Source organism: Pseudarthrobacter raffinosi (assembly GCF_023913735.1).
In the GTDB taxonomy this organism is placed as follows: domain Bacteria; phylum Actinomycetota; class Actinomycetes; order Actinomycetales; family Micrococcaceae; genus Arthrobacter; species Arthrobacter raffinosi.
Map to the genome: position 1 here is coordinate 65,603 of NZ_JAMXBH010000011.1, position 15,738 is coordinate 81,340.

A 15,738-nucleotide genomic window follows, 5' to 3' on the forward strand; every position below is an offset into this window, starting at 1 on the left:
CTGCTGCCGCGCCGGGAACCGGGGATACTTCCTCCCACCGCTGCTCAGTTACGAGAGGGCGGCGGTAACAGCCTTGGTGATTTCCTTGATCACGACAGTCCGTTCCGGGATGTCGCTCAGGTCGGCACCCTTCGTGAAAACCACCAGCACGTAGCTGCCGGAGGACATCAAGAGGACGGTGGCGTCGTGGAGTTCGTTATCGAGCAGCCCGTATTTGTGGAAGACGGTGACGCCGTCCGGAACTGTGGCCGGAATGAGGTTTTCGTAGTTGGTGTCCTGCATATAGGACAGGAGCTGCTCCGTATGCTCCTGGTCCAGGAGCCGGCCCTCGAACAGTTCCGCCAGGATATGGGCCATCTCGGCGGTCGAAAGCGTATTCACCTCTGGGTCATACGTGACGTCGATGGAGTCGGCATACTCCGAAAGTTCGGAAAGGCCCACTGCGTCCATCAGCAGGCTCCACGATTCGTTGTTGCTGTCCTGGACCATCGCCTGGATCTGGAACTCCGAGGTGAACGCGCCCAGCGGATCATCGAGGGACGCTGAACCCTCCTCCACGAGGTGGTAATAGGCAGCAGCGGTCAGGATCTTGGCCGTGCTCGCTGCCTCGAACGGTTCCTCCACGCCGTACTGGTGCACGGCCCCGCCGTCGGTAGCCATCAGCGCAACACCCACCTGGTACTGGCTGTTGGCGCCGATGATGACATCGATGGCTGTGTCCAGGCCCGCGTCAATCGGGGCGGAGCTTGAAAAGGTGTCGATGCCAATTGATGCGCGCGATGCCGCACCCTGCCCGGGCCGGGCAGGGGCCAGTACGTAGGCGGCAGCGATCAGGACGACGCCGAGGAAACCGGCGGCAGCCACCAGGGCGGAACGGCGGCGTAGGGCGGCGACCGTGCGGCGGGCGCGCGGCTGGGAAGAATCGTGCATCTGACGATCCAAGCAGCGGAACCTATGCGGGAGCTATGAAATCCCTGTCAGGGATCAGCCGCGCACTGATCAGACCCCCACTGGTCAGACCCCCAGGAAAGCGATGGCGCCTTGTTTGAAAGCCCGGCTGGTGATGGCGTTGGTGTGGTTGCGGCCAGGCAACGTCAGCTGTTCAGCCATGGACCCTGCCCGGATTCCGAGTGCGGCAAGCTGCGGCATGGTGGCCGCACGTTCATCCTGGTCGCCGGCCACAAGGAGCATCGGCATGTGGGGTACGGCTTCGGCAGGATCGAAGGGCTCGGCCTTGATGGCATCCACCAGGGACAGCAGCGCGAAGATGTTGTTGCTCGGCAGGAGCATGGCCATCTTGAGCAGGCCGGCCGTGGACTCGTCCGCGATGGGGGTTCCGTCGGCGAGGTAGTTCTGCGCTGCGATGAGGTCAAAGGCTGCCAGCGGATCGGCGATGTTCGGTCCGCCCAGGACCAGGCGGTGGACGATCTCGGGCTGGGTGGCGCCGAATTCCCAGGCGAGCCGGGCGCCCAAGGAATAGCCCACAACGTCCACCCCGCTGGTGGGGTCACCGTCGTGCAATGGCCGCACGCCGGCGTCGAACGCTATCTGCAGCAGATCTGCGCGAATCCGGCTGGGGGAGTAGGAGTCCATGTCCTCGGGGGCTCCGCTGCGGCCGTGTCCTGGCAGGTCCACGGTGATGACGCGGCGGCCGGCCTCCAGCAGGGCCGCCACCCAGCCGGTGTCATGCCAGTTGAGTTTGCTGGAAGAGGAGAAGCCGTGCAGCAGCAGCACAGGGCGCAGTCCGGCGTCGTTCTGGGGGTCGTGCACCTCCACAAAAAGTTGGGGGTCCGTGCCCTCAACGGTGTGGGAATGCATCTCGCCGGTGTGCCTGCCGCTCATGGTGTCAGTCCTCATCAAGTACGGCGCTCAGGCGGACCCGGGCGCGTCGGTGCCTCGTCCTTTGGGACCGTGCCCACGATTCCGGCGGTGTTATCCGGCACCTCGAACACGATCAGGGGTTCGCCGACATTGATCCTGTCGCCTGCCCCACCGAAGATACGGACCACTTTACCTGCCTGCGGACTGGGCAGTTCAACAGCGGATTTGCTGGTTTCCATCTCCACCAGCGGCTGGTTACGCTCTACCTGATCGCCGGGCGAAACCAGCCACTCAAGCACGGTCGCCTCGATCAGGCCCTCGCCGAGGTCCGGGAGCGGGAAGGAAATTTCAGCCACGGCGGTACTCCAATACTCGTTGGATCCCGCTCGGCCGGCGGCTTCGCAATTTGTACAGTGCGGGCCGCCGTCGGTCTTTCTGCCCCTCACCCAACTTGCTTCCACCAGTTGACTTTGCCGGCTCATAACGACATCTGCTGCTACTTGGGTAGGCGATCGCGGGTGGTGAGCCGGGCGCTGAGCCAGCAGGCTGCCGCGAGGCAGGCAACCAGAACGAAGGTGCTCAGCAGCTGTCCGCGGCTGCTTTCCGCGCTGAAGCCGACGGCGAAGATCAGGCCAAGGAGGACGAGTCCGAAGATAGTCAGGCCCGGGAATCCCTTCATTCGCAGCGGAAGTTCGGCACCGTCCCGGTCCGTGCGGCGCCGGAGGATCAGCTGCGAGACGAGGGCCGTGCCCCAGACCACCAGGCACGTGGATCCGACCAGCTGGAACAGGGCCGGCAGGATCCGGTCCGGGAACAGCAGCTCCAGGACGGTGGCGAAGAAGCCGAACGCCACGGACACGCCCACCGCCACCACGGGCACGCTGGCGCCGCTGAGCCTGGCCAGGAACCGGGGAGCCTCGCCGCGTTCGGCGAGCGAGTACACCATGCGGGACGCGCCGTAGAGGTTGGCGTTCAGTGCAGAGAGAAGTGCGACGACGGCAACCAGGGTGATCGCCGTGCCGGCGCCCGGGATCCGGGCCGCGTCGAGCACGCCGGCAAAGGGCGAGGCGAGTCCTTCGGAGGAGACCGGCAGGACGGCCGCGATGACAAAGACCGACCCGATGTAGAAGACCAGGATGCGCCACAGCACCGTGCGGATCGCCTTGCCCACACTGTGCTCCGGGTCCTCCGTTTCCGCGGCGGCCACGGCCACGATCTCGGTTCCGCCGAAGGCAAAGATCACCACGAACAATGCCGTGGCGATTCCGCCAAGCCCGGCGGGGGCAAAATCAGTGGTGATGTTAGCGAGTCCGGGCGAAGCTACCTCGGGCAGGAAGCCCAGCAGCAGGGCGACCCCCACGGCCAGGAACGCCACAATAGCGGCAACCTTCAGGATGGCGAACCAGAATTCAAACTCGCCGAAGTTCTTGACGCCCGTCAGGTTGATGGCCGTAAACACAACCATAAAGATCAGGGCAAGGGCCCACACGGGGATAACCGGCCAGACGGAAAACAGCAGGCCCGCCGCGCCCAGGGCTTCCGCGGCGATGACCACCACCAGGTGGAGCCACCACAGCCAGCCCACTGTGGCGCCGGCGGTTTTTCCCAGGGCCCGCTCGGCGTAGACGGAGAACGCGCCGCTAGTGGGATTCGCAGCGGCCATCTCGCCCAGCGCCCACATCACCAGGATGATGAGCGTCCCGGCGACCAGGTACGAGATCAGCACGGCAGGCCCCGCGGCCTGGATGCCGGCCCCTGAACCCAGGAACAGGCCGGCGCCGATGGCGCTGCCCAGCCCCATCATGGTGAGCTGCCGGGGTTTCATGGCCGAGGTGGGATTCCGGCCGCACTGCCGTGGACTTCGATGTCATGCCGGTGAACCTTCTTGGGGTTGGGGTTGGTGCCCCCGCAGGGACCACTTGAATTTACCGCCTAAGTTGACCATCAACCAGGACCTGGGCCACGGTGCGGTATCCGAGGCGCTGGCCGCGATCCCGGAACTGATCGAGGTCCACACTGTTTCCGGCAGTTCGGACCTTATGGCGAGGATTGCCGCGCGGTCCAATCCGGACCTGCAGCGTGTTCTGGATGCGATGATCGCCACCAGGACCGTGCTCCGAGCGTCGTCCGTGATTGTCCTTAACACCCATTTCCAGGGCAGGACGCTGAACCTGCTCGAAGCCGCGGCCGCCAGGCAGCCGGAGTAGGGCTCCGGGGACCAGCCCAAGGCGCCGTTGCCCGGTTACGCGTGGCGGCGAAACATTTTGAATCAGAGGAATGTGGCCGTAGAATCAGTTCTAGTCAATTTGACTTTAACTAAGTGATGGCAATGAAGCCCAGAAGCAGGGAGCGGGTGAGTGACCGTGTACAGCAGCTCAGCGAACGTCTCCGAGCGGGCCACCGCTGCCCCCTCGCTCGCGATCTCCACCGTCATTTTCGCCCTGCGGCCCAGCGAATCCTCGGGCCGGCCTACCCTTTGGCTTCCCCTGGTCCGCAGGATTCGCGAGCCGTACAAGGACCTTTGGGCCCTTCCCGGCGGACCGCTGACGCACGTTGAATCCCTGCAGGATGCCGCGTCCCGGAACCTGCAGGAAACCACCGGACTCACACCGAGCTACCTGGAGCAGCTCTACGCGTTCGGCGGCCTGCACCGCTCACCCACCCAGCGTGTGGTGTCGATCGTCTACTGGGCGCTGGTCCAGCCCACCGAGGCCGCCCTGGCCGACGAATCGGAGAACGTGAAGTGGTTCCGGGCAGACAAGGTGGGGGACCTGGCCTTCGACCACAACGCCATTGTTGAGTACGCGCTCCGGCGCCTGCGGAACAAGCTGGCCTACGGTTCCGTGGCCTACCACTTCCTGGGGGAGTACTTCACGCTCGCCCAGGTCCGGGAGGTCTATGAAGCCGTCCTGGACACCCGGCTGGACCCGGCCAACTTCCGCCGCCAGCTCAAATCCACGCCGGAGATCGAAGAAACCGGCGAATACCTCCAGGGCGGCAAGCACCGCCCGCCACGTCTTTACCGCTTCACCGGCCGTCCTGGCCTTGACCCCGATAACAGGAGCACACCATGAGCAGCGTCAACACAGCCATCCAGCTGATCACGCGCGAACAAGCCGAAAGCGCGGCCCGAAGCGCGGCAGCAGGCAAAACAGCATCCACCTGCAGCCCGGCGCTCGCCAAGGGCCCGTGGGAATACGACCTTGCCGAAGCCCTCGCGGGTGCCCCTGCCTACGGACCCGGCGCCTCCAGCGCGGACGTTGCCCCGGCCGCCACGCCGCGCCAGGGCCAGCTTCCGGAGGAATACAAGCTCGCCAGCGATGCTGAGCTCGATGTCCGTATCCGCGCGGCCAAGAACAAGCTCGGGGACCGGGCAGTGATCCTCGGCCACTTCTACCAGCGCGACGAAGTCATCCAGTACGCAGACTTTGTGGGCGACTCCTTCCAGCTGGCCAACGCCGCCCTGACCCGGCCCGACGCCGAAGCCATCATTTTCTGCGGCGTGCACTTCATGGCCGAGACCGCGGACATCCTCTCCACGCCGGAACAGGCCGTCATCCTGCCCAACCTCGCCGCCGGCTGCTCCATGGCGGACATGGCGGACACCGACTCCGTGGAGGAGTGCTGGGAACAGCTCGAAGAGATTTTCGGTACCGAGGCCGACGCCGAGGGGCGGGTTCCGGTCATTCCGGTCACCTACATGAATTCCTCCGCCGCCCTGAAGGCCTTCTGCGGCCGGAACGGCGGCATCGTCTGCACCTCATCCAATGCCAAGGTGGTCCTGGAATGGGCCTTCGAACGCGGCCAGAGGGTCCTCTTCTTCCCTGACCAGCACCTGGGTCGCAACACCGCCAAAGCCATGGGTGTGCCGCTGGAGCAGATGCCCATGTGGAATCCGCGCAAGGAACTGGGCGGCAACGACGAACAGGCCCTGCTCGATTCCCGCGTGATCCTCTGGCACGGCTTCTGCTCGGTCCACAAGCGCTTCAACGTGGGCCAGATCGAAAAGGCCCGCGCCGAGTTCCCCGGCGTCAACGTGATTGTGCACCCCGAGTGCCCCATGGAGGTGGTGGATGCCGCCGATTCAGCCGGCTCCACCGACTTCATCAAGAAGGCCATCGCAGCGGCCACCGAACCGACCACGTTCGCGATCGGCACGGAAGTGAACATGGTGAACCGGCTCGCGGCCGAGTACCCCCAGCACACCATCTTCTGCCTGGACCCGGTGATCTGCCCCTGCTCCACGATGTACCGCATCCACCCCGGCTACCTCGCCTGGGTCCTGGAGGAACTCGTCGAAGGCCGCATCGTCAACCGCATCAGCGTGGACGATTCCGTCCAGGACAACGCCAAGACCGCGCTCGAGCGCATGCTCGCCTCGCGTCCGCTGTAGCCCGTCCGCTGTAGTCCAACTCCTGTAACACCGGAAATCGAAACGAGCCCCACATGAGCGCAGAGAGCCCAGCCGGTGGTCCGGCACCCCGGCGGCTGATCGTCGTCGGGAGCGGCATTGCGGGACTGTACGCCGCGTTGCTTGCCGCCGAGGCCGGCGCCGAAGTGGTGCTGCTGACCAAGGGCGCGCTCGCGGACAGCAATACCTACCACGCCCAAGGCGGCATCTCCGCCGTCCTCGACGAGCCCGCGCCCGGGGACACTGTGGCCGCGCACATCGCAGACACGCTGAAGGCCGGAGCCGGGCACTGCGACGAGGAGGCCGTCCGCGTGCTCTGCACGGAGGCCCGGCTGGATATCGCCGGCTTGGAACGCTTCGGCGTGCGTTTCGACATGGACGACGACGGTGACCCCTCGCTGGGTCTCGAGGCCGCCCATTCCGCGCCGCGGATCCTGCACGCCGGCGGCGACGCAACCGGTGCCGGCGTGGCCAGGGCACTCATCAAGACCGCCCTGGATGCGCAGGCGGCTGGCCGGATCCAGGTCATCGGGCACGCCCAGGTCATCTCCCTGTCGCAGAGCGAAGGCCGTGTGGCAGGCGTGAATTTCCTCCACGACGGGCGGGAACTCGGCATCCATGGCGATGCCGTGCTCCTGGCCACCGGGGGAGCCGGCCAGCTGTTCGCCCAGACCACCAACCCTGCCGTGGCTACTGCCGACGGGCTGGCACTCGCCTGGCGGGCCGGAGCCGCAGTGGCAGACCTGGAGTTCTTCCAGTTCCATCCCACCTGCATGGTGCTCCCGGCCGATGCCCTCGAGGCCGCTGGCAACGGCACTGAACCCCTCCTGATTTCCGAAGCCGTCCGCGGCGAAGGCGCCATCCTGCTGGACGCCCACGGCGAACGTTTTATGCCCGCCTACCACGCCGACGCAGAACTTGCCCCGCGCGACGTCGTCTCCCGCAGCATCGCCCTGCACCTCGCGACCCTTGGGGATCCAAACGGGCACGTTTTCCTTGACGCCATGGTGGTCGAAGCCCGGAGGGGCGAGGGCTACCTGGCCAAGCGGTTCCCCACCATCACCCAACGCACCCGCGAAGCCGGCGTCGACTGGACCCGCGAACTCGTCCCCGTGGCCCCAGCCGCGCACTACTGGATGGGTGGGGTCCTTACCGACCTCTACGGGCGGACCTCGGTGCCTGGGTTGCTTGCCGCCGGTGAGGTTGCTTGCACCGGCGTTCAAGGGGCTAATCGGCTTGCCAGCAACTCTCTCCTTGAAGGACTTGTCTTTGGGCGGCGGGCAGTCTCCGCATTCTTGAGCGACGGCGCGGGTTGGGTGTCGCCCGACGCTGCTCCTCCGCGTGCTGTCTCGGCCGCTGGCGGCCTCCCCTTGACGCACGCTTCCGGAGCACCCTCGGACGACGATTCGGCGCTCCCGTTGGGTGCGGCTACTGACGAGCCGGCCCTCAAGGTGCCAGCCTGGGAGTTTGAGACCGTTCCGTCGCCTGGGCCTGTCGAGACGTCGTTTGTTGAGGCGGAGCCGTTTTCTCGGGTGGCGCTTCGGCGGTTGATGACTGCCAACGCCGGGGTGATCCGGAATGGGTCGTTGTTGCGGGAGGCAGGGGCCACTCTGGGCTCCTGGGCCGTCGTCGAACCCTCTGAGAATGTTCCTGATTCCCTCGATCCTCGGGAGCATGAGGATGCCAATCTTTTGTTGGCTGCGCAGTTGCTGGTGCATGCCGCGCGGGAGCGGCTGGAATCCTTGGGGGCGCATTACCGCAGTGACAGCGTGCCCGCGGATGCCGCCGTCGAACATTTTGATAAGCGTTACACCATGAGCCGGAAAGCGAGCCTCGTCCATGACTAGCCTGACCCTCCCCGCAGCACCCGTCCGGGACATCCTGGAGCGGGCCTTTGCCGAGGACGCGCCCAGCGGCGACATCACCTCCCAGCTGCTGATCCCGGCTGACGCCCGCGCCACGGCAGTGCTCAACGCCCGCGTGCCCGGCATCTTCAGCGGTGGAACGGTGTTCCGCGACGCCATGAAGCACATTGATCCGGAGACTGACGTGAAGTTACTGCTTGCAGACGGTGAAGCGTTCGACGCCGGCACCCATCTCGCGCGGGTGAGGGGCAGCGCCCGCTCCGTGCTGCTGGCCGAACGGGTCGGGCTGAACCTGGTCCAGCGCATGAGCGCCATCGCCACCAAGACCGCGGAATTCGTAGAGCTTGTCGAAGGTACCAAAGCGCGCATCACCGATACCCGCAAGACCACCCCCGGCCTGCGCGTGCTGGAGCGCTACGCGGTGCGCTGCGGCGGGGGAGCGAACCACCGCTACAGCCTCTCCGACGCCGTGCTGGCCAAGGACAACCACCTGGCCGTCATGACCGGCGGCGACCCCGCCAAGCTCACCGCCCTGCTGGTCGCGGCCAAGGCCCAGCTGGGGCACACGACGCATTTCGAGGTGGAGGTGGACAGCGCCGAGCAGATCGAGCCTGTTCTCGCCGCGGGCGTGGACACCATCATGCTGGACAACTTCACCCTCGAGGAGCTCCGTGCAGGCGTCAAGCAGGTGGCAGGGCGCGCCATCGTGGAAGCCAGTGGCAACGTCAACCTCGGCACCGTGGCGGACATCGCGGCCGCGGGCGTGGACGTCATCTCCATCGGTGGCCTCACGCACAGCGTGGCTGCCCTGGACCTGGGCCTTGACGTCGAACTGAGGGCCGGCTGATTCGGCCATGATCTTCCTTGACGCCGCCGCCACCACGCCCGTCCGCCGCGAAGTCCTCGAGGCCATGTGGCCCTACCTAAGCGGCGAGTTCGGCAACCCCTCCAGCCACCACACCCTGGGCGAGGCCGCTGCGGCTGCGCTCGCAGGCGCCCGCGCCGCCGTGGCTAAGGTGCTCGGCTGCCGCCCCGGCGAGGTCACGTTCACCTCCGGCGGAACGGAGGCGGACAACCTCGCGGTCAAGGGCATCGCCCTGGCCCGGCAGGCCGCGGACCCGAGGCTCAACCGCGTGGTGATCAGCGCCGTCGAACACCCCGCCGTGGAAGAGTCCGCCCGGTACCTGGAGCGGTTCCACGGGTTCACCATGGATGTGGTTCTGGTGGACAGCGCCGGCCGGGTGACGCCTGAGGCGCTCGCGGCCGCGCTCCGGCCGGAGACCGCTCTGGTCAGCATCATGTACGCGAACAACGAGGTGGGCACCATCCAGCCGGTTGCGGAACTGGCTGCAGTGGCCACCGCGATGGGCATCCCGTTCCATACCGACGCCGTCCAGGCCGCCGGCTGGCTGCCCTTGGACGTTAAGGCGCTGGAGGTGGATGTCCTGAGCATTTCCGGCCACAAGCTCGGCGCACCCAAGGGCTGCGGCGTGCTGTACGTCCGCGGCCGGACCCGCGTCGAGCCCCTGGTGCACGGCGGCGGGCAGGAACGCGGCCGGCGGTCGGGGACCGAAAACGTGGCAGGAGCAGTGGCGCTGGCCACCGCCCTGACGCTCGCCCACGCCGAACGGCCGGAACTGGCCGCCCGAGTGGCAGGGCTCCGCGAAGACTTCATCGCCACCATCCTGGACACGGTCCCGGGAGCCCTGCTCACCGGGCACCGGACGGAACGGCTGCCGTCAGTAGCGTCGTTCTGCTTCCCCGGCACCAGCGGCGAATCCGTGCTCTTGGAGCTGGAGCGGCAGGGCGTGGTGTGCTCGAGCGGTTCGGCGTGCGCCGCCGGCTCGGACGCGCCGTCGCCGGTGCTGACCGCGCTGGGCTATGACGCCGAGGTCGCGCAGACAGCTGTGCGGTTCAGCTTCACCTCAACGGTGACATCCGAGGAACTGGAGCAAGCGGCGGCAGCCGTGGGCACCGCCGTCGGGAGTGTCCGGACCCTCGGCCGCAGCTAGCGACCCCCAACCTGCCCAACTATGTAGCGCTATCTGTCGTTTTGGAGGCTCAAAACGACAGATAGCGCTACCTACTTGGGAGAGCGTAGGGGAGCGGTTCAGATGTGGCGGGCGCGGCGGAAGATCCAGTGCCGCAGCATCGTGAACCGCACGGCGGTGGCCACGAAGCCCGACAGGGTGGTGGTCCACAGCTCATCGGACACGGTGGCGTCCGGGTGCAGCCAGTGCAGCACGCCCAGGCTGCCGCCGGTGATGACCAGCGCCACGACGATGACGATCACGCCGTTGAGGTGGTCGCGGGCCATCCGGCGCTGCCCGGAGATCTTGAACGTCAGCCTGCGGTTCAGTGCCGTGTTCATCAAAGACGTCAGCACCAGGGCGGCCGCGTTGGCCAGTTGCGGTCCCAGCCAGGGGCGCAGCAACGCATAGAGCGCCAGGGAGGTGGCGGTGCAGATAATGCCGACGCCCGTGAAGCGGAGGAGCTGCCGCACCAGCGGAAACCTGAAGATTCCGCGGTAATGCTTGGTGGCTGGCGCACCGCGCGTGGGCTGCTGCGTCAGCTGGGCGGCGGGCGCAGCAGGGGTCTCCATGGGTCAAGCCTGACATATCAGGCCGGTGGTTCCTCCCAGGACGCCGCCTTGACCGGGTTGCTGAGCTCGCCAATGCCCTCCACGCGGCACACCACTGTGTCTTCGGGGTGGATGCGGGCACACTCTGCCGGGAAGCCCGTCAGGACCAGATCGCCGGCGTGCAGGGTCATAAAGGAGCTGAGGTAGACGAGGATTTCGTCCACCTTCCAGCCGAGATCGGTGCTGCTGGCGGCCTTCAGTTGGGTGCCGTTGTGGACGATGCTGATGGACAGGTCCGAGTCGTCGAGATCCGTCACGATCCAGGGGCCCACGGGGGTGAAGGTGTCCTGGCTCTTGGCGCTGATCCACAGTTCGTCCGATTTCTGAAGATCGCGCGCCGAGACGTCGTTGCCGATGGTAAAGCCCAGGATGGCGCTGCGGGCCGTCTCCAGCGTAAGGCCGCGGACAGAACGGCCGACGACGACGGTCAGTTCCGCTTCCGGGTCCACGTAGCCCACCGTTGAGCTCAGTTCAATGGCGTCATCCGGGCCGATCACGCTCGATGCCGCCTTGTGAAAGGCCTGCGGCGGGAGGTCCCGGCCGGCCTGGCCGGTGTTGTGCGCCATGCTGAAGAGGTTGAGGGGGACCGACGGCGCCAGGAACGTAAACGAGTCCTGGTCTACTGCAGTGCCGGTTTCCCAGCCGGGCCGGGCCGGGTGGTTGGCGTTTGGACGGGACGCCCCGAAAGGGGATTCAACGACTGTCCAGGACCTGCCGGCGTCGGAGCCGAAGTCTGGGGCGTCTTTGGCCACGAAGAAGTGCTCGTCGGCAACAGCCGGGGACAGGGGGCGGACACGGGCAAGGCGGCGGGGAGCGCTGGCAGTCATGATGACATCCTACGTCCTCCGGCTGGCCGGTGGCCGGCTGCGGCAGGCTCAGTACAGCTCGCCCACCGGGATCTCCACAGCCAGGCGGTTGGACGGGCCGGGCAGCGGGCAGGCCCAAGCCTCGTTGTACGCGCAGGACGGGTTGTAGGCAAAGTTGAAGTCCAGGACAAACTCCGCGCCCGCCCCCGAGCCATGGACCCCGTGGAACGCGCCCTTGATGGTGTCCAGGAGGTACCGGCCGGCGCCGTAGCTTCCACCGGGCTGGCCGGCCGTGGCGTCCCGGAACGGAACGAAGATTCCGCCGCCGTAGCCGTGCAACTTCCACACGCCGAGCTGGCCCAGCTCGGGAAGATCGAACGTGCCCAGCCGGACAAACCGGACCACGCCGTCAGTGGCGGTTTCCACGGTCATTTCCCGGCCGGCTCCCTCAAGGGTCAGCGGCACATAGAAGCGGTAGATAGGATCGTAATCGGCCGTCTTCAGGCCGGAGAACTGCGATTTGTCCCTAGCGCTGAGGGCCGAGGCCGGATGCGTTGCGAACATCCGGTCGCGTTCATGCCGCCAAAGGGAATGGGCCTCCGCCGGATCTTCAGCGGCAACCTTCCGTACCGTGTCGTACAGCGCAAACGTCCGCAGCCGCCAGTCCGCAATGTCGATGGCGGAGATGTCCGCCAGGCTCTCAAGGTCCGCGCCGTACTGCTCATCCGCCATAGGCACCAGCCTAGTCCCTTGCGCGCGGGGAATGTCCGACGGCGACACGAGGCTCCGGCCCTTGTCCACCGTCGTCCGCCGATAGGCTGGCTGCATGACACACAAGGCGGCAATGTGGGGAGTGCGGACGGTATCGCTGCTGATGGCCGGTGGACTGGCGGCCGGCTGCAGCGCGCCCAGTAACAGCGATTCGGCATGGACGGCGCAGCCGGAGACATCGGCCAGCCCAGGCTCCAGTACGAGCTCAACCGCCGGCGCTACCGGTTCCCCGTCGTCGGATCCTGTTGCCACAGCAGGTGCGTCGACGTCCGGAGCACCCGGCCCGGCCGCAACAGCTGCTGCCTGGAAGACCTTTACCGATCCGGCGAAGACCGTCAGCTTCGACCTGCCGGAGGAATGGATCGCCCAGTCCGTCACGCCCGAGGACGGGACATTGCCGGGTGCCCTGAAGATCGAGGTGAAAAAGCCGGACGGCACGGTGGTGGCCACACTGCGGACAGGACTGTCGCCGTCGTCGTCCGAGTGCCCCGAGACTGCCCGGAAACCGTACGTTGTGATCAGCAGCGTGCCGGTGGAGCTTCCCAGCCTGACGGGGGAAGGCACCATCGCCCCGCACGTGGTGTTCCGCGTCATCCAGGGCTACCGCTACTTCGGTTCCTACGGCATCACCAACATTGTGGGCGGGGCTGACGGCCAGGCCTGCGAACTGCGGAATGTGGTCCGTGGCCCGGCAGGAAAAGGGGACTACTCGTTCGGTGACCTGGGCGTCCTGAAGGCCTTCGCCCCGGATGAGAAGGTGGCCCCCGCGAAGGCGTTTGACACCCTGGGCCAGGCCGAAAAGTACGTGGACGAGAGCTCGGAATTCGCGAACGTCCAACGGATGCTAATGTCTCTGGAGATCAAAAACTAGTCCTGCCCCTTGCCCCTCAACCCCAGGGCCAGCGCGGAAAGTTCTGCCACTACCTCACACCCCGGAGATACATGGAACGCACCGTTTCAGCACGTATGGTTTTCAGGACCATCGCCGACACGAAGGCAGCCCTGGCCATCGCTGTGGCCAGGAATCCCGGCTATACCTCGTTTGATGAATCCCTGACTGTCACGGCCGACGGTCAGCCGGTTCCGTTGCAGGAACTCGCGGACCATCATGGCGGCCGCCTGCACTACATGGAGTTCACTGAACCCGCCGAGGTCACCGTTGAGTACTCAGCGACGGTGGCCGGGCAGGCCGTCCCGGAAGAAGCCACCCTGGCTGAGCTCATCCGCTACGTGCGGCCAAGCCGCTACGCGGAGTCGGACCGGCTCCTGCCCACGGCCTATGCCGAATTCGGCGGCCTGCACGGTGCCGAGCTGCTCCAGGCCGTGCGGAGTTGGGTCTTCGGGGAATTGCGGTACATCAGCGGGTCCTCCAGGGGCACTGACGGCGCCGTGGAAACACTGCTGCACCGCACGGGAGTGTGCCGGGACTTCGCGCACCTGGCCATCGCCCTGCTGCGTTCCAAGGACGTCCCCGCCCGGCTCACCGCCGTGTATGCGCCGGGGCTGAGCCCCATGGATTTTCACGCGGTAGCCGAGGCCCATGTCAATGGCGCCTGGCACGTCATCGACCCCACGGGGCTGGCCCCGCGGGAGTCGATGCTGCGGATCACCGCCGGCCGGGACTCCTCGGACACCGCATTCCTGTCCACAGTGGGCGGGCGCCTCACGCTGAACGAGCTGCGCGTCAGCGCTGTGGTCAACGGCCAGCTGCCTCCGGAAGATCCGGCCAAGCTGGTCATGCTGGGCTGAGATTCCCGCACGGCCCGGTTACTGGCGGGCAGTTACTTCCCGGCCAGATATTTCCCAGGCAGTTACTTTGCCGGCCGCGCTCCCACGGAATGCCGGAGTTTCTCGGTCAGTCGCTGGAGTTCCCTCTGCTCGGCAGCCGTCAGGGCCGGCCCCACCAGGCTGGAGATGTCCCGCACGTGCTCCCGGCCGATCTCCTTCTGGAGGGCGGCCCCTTCCTCGGTGAGCTTCAGCAGCACGCCGCGGCCGTCGTCGGGGGCAGCCATCCGGACCACGAGCCCGCGCTTCTCCAGCCTCTCAACCAGCCTGCTGAGGCTCGACTGGCTCAGCAGGACATGGTCATTGAGTTCATTGAGCCGGAGCCAGCCGGACGGACACCGGGACAGCGTGAACAGGACGTCGTACTCGTTGATGGCCACCTTTCGGAAGGCAGCTCCGGCCTGCAGCCTGCGCATGACGGCAACCTGCGCCCGGAACAGGGATTCCCAGGTTTCCGCCGCCAAGCGGATGTGTGATTCGTTTCCGTCGGCAGCCATCAGGCCTCCGAAGGGGCAGTCTCAGGCGCCGGTGCAGCCATCAGGGCGGCAACGCGGCCGGCATGCGTGGGCGGATCCGGCACGTGGGCGGGCTTGAGGGCAGCGTATTCCTTGCGGAGGACCGGGAGGACTTCCTCGCCGAACAGGTCAAGCTGCTCCAGCACTGTCTTCAGGGGCAGGCCTGCGTGGTCGATCAGGAACAGCTGGCGCTGGTAGTCGCCGAAGTACTCGCGGAACGTCAGGGTCTTTTCGATGACTTCCTGCGGGCTGCCCACGGTGAGCGGTGTCTGGGAGGTGAAGTCCTCCAGCGAAGGGCCGTGGCCGTAGACGGGCGCATTGTCGAAGTAGGGCCGGAATTCCTTCACGGCGTCCTGGGAGTTCTTCCGCATAAAGAACTGGCCGCCGAGGCCCACGATGGCTTGGTCCGCATTGCCGTGACCGTAGTGCTCGTAGCGCTCACGGTAGAGGCTGATCAGCTGCTGGTAGTGCTCCTTGGGCCAGAAGATGTTGTTCGCGAAGAAGCCGTCGCCGTAGTAGGCGGCCACTTCGGCGATCTGCGGCGTGCGGATGGAGCCGTGCCACACAAAGGGGGCCACGCCGTCGAGCGGTCGCGGGGTGGAGGTGAAGTTCTGCAGCGGCGTGCGGAACTTGCCGGACCAGTTCACCGTGTCCTCGTCCCACAGCCGGCGCAGCAGGCTGTAGTTCTCGATGGCCAGTTCCACGCCGTCCTGGATGTTCTTGCCGAACCACGGGTATACCGGAGCGGTGTTGCCGCGGCCCAGGACCAGATCTACGCGGCCGTCAGCCAGGTGCTGCAGCATGGCGAAGTCTTCGGCGATCTTGACCGGATCGTTGGTGGTGATCAGCGTGGTGGCAGTGGAGAGGGTGATCCGCTCGGTCTGCGCTGCGATGTACGCGAGCGTGGTGGTGGGCGAGGACGAGAAGAACGGGCGGTTGTGGTGCTCGCCGAGGGCGAAGACATCCATGCCGATTTCCTCGACTTTTTTGGCGATCGCCACGGCCGCCTTGATGCGTTCGTTCTCCGTGGGGGTCCGGCCGGTGGTGGGGTCAGTGGTGATGTCACTGACGCTGAATACGCCTATCTGCATGGTGTGCCTTCCGTTTCCTGGGCTTCTCTGAG

Annotated in this window: 15 protein-coding genes and 2 pseudogenes; 8 read left to right on the forward strand and 9 right to left on the reverse strand. The window is 66.3% G+C overall.

Annotated elements, in window-relative coordinates; genetic code table 11:
- Positions 1-48: 48 nt before the first annotated feature.
- The 4 genes and pseudogenes from NG698_RS11755 to NG698_RS11770 form a co-directional block, all read right to left on the reverse strand.
- A complete protein-coding gene (locus NG698_RS11755; RefSeq protein WP_252609882.1) occupies positions 49-930 on the reverse strand; it encodes a serine hydrolase in 882 nt (293 codons plus the stop codon).
- A gap of 84 nt (positions 931-1,014) precedes the next feature.
- Positions 1,015-1,842, reverse strand: coding sequence for an alpha/beta fold hydrolase (locus NG698_RS11760; protein WP_056349303.1), 828 nt, complete (start codon positions 1,840-1,842; stop codon positions 1,015-1,017).
- A 4-nt stretch (positions 1,843-1,846) separates the two neighbouring features.
- Positions 1,847-2,177 (reverse strand): annotated as a pseudogene (locus NG698_RS11765) (biotin/lipoyl-containing protein).
- Positions 2,178-2,317: 140 nt separating this feature from the next.
- Positions 2,318-3,692: pseudogene (locus tag NG698_RS11770) on the reverse strand (amino acid permease).
- Between the two features lie 66 nt (positions 3,693-3,758).
- Here NG698_RS11770 and NG698_RS11775 point away from each other — a divergent pair.
- The 6 genes from NG698_RS11775 to NG698_RS11800 all read left to right on the forward strand — a co-directional run bounded on the left by NG698_RS11775 (position 3,759) and on the right by NG698_RS11800 (position 10,109).
- The gene (locus tag NG698_RS11775) at positions 3,759-4,028 is read left to right on the forward strand and encodes an Lrp/AsnC ligand binding domain-containing protein (RefSeq protein WP_509908525.1); all 270 of its coding nucleotides are present in this window, start codon (positions 3,759-3,761) and stop codon (positions 4,026-4,028) included.
- A 156-nt stretch (positions 4,029-4,184) separates the two neighbouring features.
- Positions 4,185-4,895, forward strand: coding sequence for an NUDIX hydrolase (locus NG698_RS11780; RefSeq protein ID WP_252610026.1), 711 nt, complete (start codon positions 4,185-4,187; stop codon positions 4,893-4,895).
- On the forward strand, positions 4,892-6,214 hold the full coding sequence (gene nadA, locus NG698_RS11785) for a quinolinate synthase NadA (protein ID WP_252601514.1): 1,323 nt from the start codon (positions 4,892-4,894) through the stop codon (positions 6,212-6,214). Before NG698_RS11780 ends, nadA begins: the two co-directional genes overlap by 4 nt.
- 53 nt (positions 6,215-6,267) lie before the next feature.
- Positions 6,268-8,079, forward strand: a complete 1,812-nt coding sequence (locus tag NG698_RS11790; RefSeq protein WP_252609887.1) for an L-aspartate oxidase — start codon at positions 6,268-6,270, stop codon at positions 8,077-8,079.
- Positions 8,072-8,944, forward strand: coding sequence for a carboxylating nicotinate-nucleotide diphosphorylase (gene nadC, locus NG698_RS11795; protein ID WP_252609889.1), 873 nt, complete (start codon positions 8,072-8,074; stop codon positions 8,942-8,944). Before NG698_RS11790 ends, nadC begins: the two co-directional genes overlap by 8 nt.
- 7 nt (positions 8,945-8,951) lie before the next feature.
- Positions 8,952-10,109, forward strand: coding sequence for a cysteine desulfurase family protein (locus NG698_RS11800; protein WP_252609891.1), 1,158 nt, complete (start codon positions 8,952-8,954; stop codon positions 10,107-10,109).
- A 98-nt stretch (positions 10,110-10,207) separates the two neighbouring features.
- On the opposite strand, the gene NG698_RS11805 is transcribed toward NG698_RS11800, so the two are convergent.
- The 3 genes from NG698_RS11805 to NG698_RS11815 are packed head-to-tail and all read right to left on the reverse strand — an operon-like array spanning position 10,208 to position 12,276.
- A complete protein-coding gene (locus NG698_RS11805; protein WP_252609893.1) occupies positions 10,208-10,699 on the reverse strand; it encodes a GtrA family protein in 492 nt (163 codons plus the stop codon).
- Positions 10,700-10,716: 17 nt separating this feature from the next.
- Complete coding sequence (locus NG698_RS11810; RefSeq protein ID WP_252609895.1) at positions 10,717-11,565, reverse strand: fumarylacetoacetate hydrolase family protein; 849 nt, start codon at positions 11,563-11,565, stop codon at positions 10,717-10,719.
- Positions 11,566-11,613: 48 nt separating this feature from the next.
- The gene (locus tag NG698_RS11815) at positions 11,614-12,276 is read right to left on the reverse strand and encodes a DUF1684 domain-containing protein (RefSeq protein WP_252609897.1); all 663 of its coding nucleotides are present in this window, start codon (positions 12,274-12,276) and stop codon (positions 11,614-11,616) included.
- 94 nt (positions 12,277-12,370) lie between these two features.
- On the opposite strand from NG698_RS11815, the gene NG698_RS11820 reads away from it, so the two are divergent.
- Together NG698_RS11820 and NG698_RS11825 are read left to right on the forward strand one after the other, a co-directional pair.
- Positions 12,371-13,186, forward strand: a complete 816-nt coding sequence (locus tag NG698_RS11820; protein ID WP_252609899.1) for a hypothetical protein — start codon at positions 12,371-12,373, stop codon at positions 13,184-13,186.
- Positions 13,187-13,257: 71 nt separating this feature from the next.
- The gene (locus NG698_RS11825; RefSeq protein WP_252609901.1) at positions 13,258-14,064 is read left to right on the forward strand and encodes a transglutaminase-like domain-containing protein; all 807 of its coding nucleotides are present in this window, start codon (positions 13,258-13,260) and stop codon (positions 14,062-14,064) included.
- Between the two features lie 62 nt (positions 14,065-14,126).
- On the opposite strand, the gene NG698_RS11830 is transcribed toward NG698_RS11825, so the two are convergent.
- Positions 14,127-14,597: a MarR family winged helix-turn-helix transcriptional regulator gene (locus tag NG698_RS11830; RefSeq protein ID WP_252609903.1), complete on the reverse strand. Its 471-nt coding sequence runs from the start codon at positions 14,595-14,597 to the stop codon at positions 14,127-14,129.
- Complete coding sequence (locus NG698_RS11835; RefSeq protein ID WP_252601486.1) at positions 14,597-15,706, reverse strand: LLM class flavin-dependent oxidoreductase; 1,110 nt, start codon at positions 15,704-15,706, stop codon at positions 14,597-14,599. The genes NG698_RS11830 and NG698_RS11835 overlap by 1 nt, the downstream gene beginning before the upstream one ends.
- Between the last annotated feature and the right edge of the window lie 32 nt (positions 15,707-15,738).